This window comes from Paraburkholderia sp. BR10936 (assembly GCF_040965735.1).
GTDB classification, from domain to species: domain Bacteria; phylum Pseudomonadota; class Gammaproteobacteria; order Burkholderiales; family Burkholderiaceae; genus Paraburkholderia; species Paraburkholderia nodosa_A.
Genome location: NZ_JBFRCM010000053.1, coordinates 1 through 2,553, shown reverse-complemented (window position 1 = coordinate 2,553; position 2,553 = coordinate 1). Strand labels below are relative to the sequence as shown.

Annotated in this window: 2 protein-coding genes; both read right to left on the bottom strand. The window is 60.0% G+C overall.

Going from position 1 to position 2,553, the window contains the following annotated elements; all coding sequences use genetic code 11:
- Positions 1–43: 43 nt before the first annotated feature.
- Positions 44–1,318: an IS256 family transposase gene (locus AB4Y36_RS40320; RefSeq protein WP_368685919.1), complete on the bottom strand. Its 1,275-nt coding sequence runs from the start codon at positions 1,316–1,318 to the stop codon at positions 44–46.
- Positions 1,319–1,692: 374 nt separating this feature from the next.
- Positions 1,693–2,433 carry an IS110 family transposase gene (locus AB4Y36_RS40315; protein ID WP_368685918.1) on the bottom strand — a complete coding sequence of 247 codons (741 nt, stop codon included), beginning with the start codon at positions 2,431–2,433 and terminating at the stop codon, positions 1,693–1,695.
- Between the last annotated feature and the right edge of the window lie 120 nt (positions 2,434–2,553).

Below are 2,553 nucleotides of genomic sequence, written 5' to 3'. Positions count from 1 at the left end.
GAACCTGTCCGCATTTTTGTGGGCGAGGCGGTTAAAAAAAACGCTACCCGCGCGCCCGCGTAAACCGCTCGCCAAACAGGATGGCAAACTGGTTCATCGCAGATTTCCAGTCATAGGCATGGCGCACGGACTTTGCAAGCACGTTTCGTAATGCCAGCCACAGCAGCTTGATGGCCGCTTCGTCATTGGGGAAGTGCCCGCGCGTCTTGATGATCTTGCGCAACTGCATGTTCAGGCTCTCGATGGCGTTCGTCGTGTAGATGACCCGGCGTATTTCTGGTGGAAACACGAAGAACGGCGTGACGTTCTCCCACGCACGCCGCCAGGATTGCACAATGGTCGGATATCGGGTGCCCCATGGGCCTGCAGCGAATGCCTCAAGCGCCTGCTGCGCGGCCTGCCCGCTTGCGGCCGTGTAGATCGGGCGCAGCGCCGCGGCGATAGCCTTCCGGTCCTTGTAACTCGCGTATTCCAGGCTGTTGCGTATCAGACGCACGATGCAGGTCTGCACGGCGGTGCGCGGGTAGGCCGTGCCAATCGCATCGGCGAGCCCCTTGAGGCCATCGACCACGGCGATCAGGATGTCCTGGCAGCCGCGCGTCTTGAGTTCATTGAAGACCTTGAGCCAGAACTTCGCGCCTTCGGTGTGCTCGATCCACAAGCCCAGTACGTCACGCTGGCCGTCGGCCTGAATGCCCAGCGCGAGATACACGGCCTGGTTGCTCACCACGCCGTCGCTGCGGATCTTTACGCGAAGCGCATCAAAGAATACGACCGGATACATCGGTTCGAGCGGTCGGTTTTGCCAGGCGAGTGTCTCGGCCATCACCTCGTCGGTGACCGAGCTGATGAAGTCGGGCGACACCTGCGTTCCGTAGCTTTCGGCCAGAAACGCCTGGATTTCGCGTACGCTCATGCCCCGCGCGTACATGGCGATGATGCGCTCATCAAAGCCGGTAAAGCGGCGTTCGTGTTTGGGAATCAGTATCGGCTCGAAACTGCCGTCACGGTCACGTGGCAGATCGACCCTGAGTGGACCGTGGTCCGTGATGATGGTTTTGCCACTGGCACCGTTACGCTCGTTGGTCTGGCCATCCGGCCTGGGATCGCCGGATGGATACCCCAGATGCAGCTTCATTTCGGCGCCCATCGCGCGTTCAATGACGGCCTTGTTGAAGGCGAGCATCAGGTCCTTGACCTGCGCGGGTGTCATCGGCCCCTTGACCAGTTCGTCCAGCAGCCCTTCAGGCAAGGCAGGCAGCGGCCCTCGGGCCGCTGCCTGCGAAGCGACAGTGCGTCGTTTCTGTTTCTTGTCCATCGGCATATCCATGATTTTTACCTCTCATGATATGCCTCGCCCACAAAATGGCTACAAGGGCTCCCCGTCGGTTGCAAACCCAACGTTGCTTTGATGTCTTTACGTACTGCGCTGCTTCGCTGGTGTAAGTGAGAAGGTGAAGGACTGCAATGCTACAAACGGTCATATTGGACCAATGGTCCGGACCCTGATGAAAGACGCGCGCGAGGACCTCGTTCGGATATCGGGATTGAGCTCCCTGTATTTTGTCCAGGTACGCCCCGCGCGGGTCCAACCCGCTTCACATCACCGCTGGCAGTGCAAAGTGATCTTTTATCCAGTCATGTGTACTATCGTGGTGTTCGTGTTAGTTGTTGGCAGATTAGCTCCGCACGTCACGCTGCCACTGGCTCGCGCCTGAAGTCGCCGCCGTACTTCAGAACTGCCCAGGCCATCCGCGCATTCTTGGCTGCGATGGCGACTGCTGCCCGCCAGTAACCGCGGCGCTCCACCAGGTTCCTGGCCCACCTGCTGAACCGGTCTTGCTTGTCGCCCAGCCGGTCCTCGATGTCGCCAGCATGCTCGAGCAAATCGCTGATGCACCGCCGCGCCCAGCCGGGCAACGAGTCAAGGTGAGTCGCGATGTCTAGCCGTAGCTTTTCCGGGCTCTGCGGTAGAACCACTCCGAACTCCGAGAGCAGGCCACGCAACCGGTTGTAGGTCGCTGTTCTTTCCTCGACAAATCCCTGTCGCGTCCGATGCAGGCAAAGCGTAGCCTGCTGATGCTCGTCCTTGAGCGGCACAAAACGCATGCTGGGTCGCGTCACCGCCTCGCAAATAGCGGCCGCATCAGCCGCGTCGTTTTTGCCGCGCTTGCCGGACATCCGGTAGGGAGCGACCAGCTTTGGCGCCATCAATCTCGCTGTATGGCCGCACTTCTGGAACACGCGTGCCCAGTAGTGTGCTCCCGAGCACGCTTCCATACCGATTACGCACGGCGGCAATTGGGCGATCAATGCACTCAGCTGGTCGCGAGATACACGAGGTTTGATGAGCACCGCTTTGCCGGCGTCATCCACGCCGTGGACGGCAAACACGTTCTTGGCAAGATCGATCCCGACGGTGACAATTGGCATGGACTTCCCCTCCTGTTGGCGTTGATGTAGTTCGACACTCCATCATGGCACTTCGATGCCGACTCGCGGCTTCCGCCGCAGCCTCGGGACGGGGAAGTCCCTTTCATTCGGATAGGTCCG

Bases quoted from the DNA above. Each gene is read 5' to 3' on its own strand.
- AB4Y36_RS40320 (WP_368685919.1), bottom strand. From the start codon at position 1,318: ATGGACAAGAAACAGAAACGACGCACTGTCGCTTCGCAGGCAGCGGCC.
- AB4Y36_RS40315 (WP_368685918.1), bottom strand. From the start codon at position 2,433: ATGCCAATTGTCACCGTCGGGATCGATCTTGCCAAGAACGTGTTTGCC.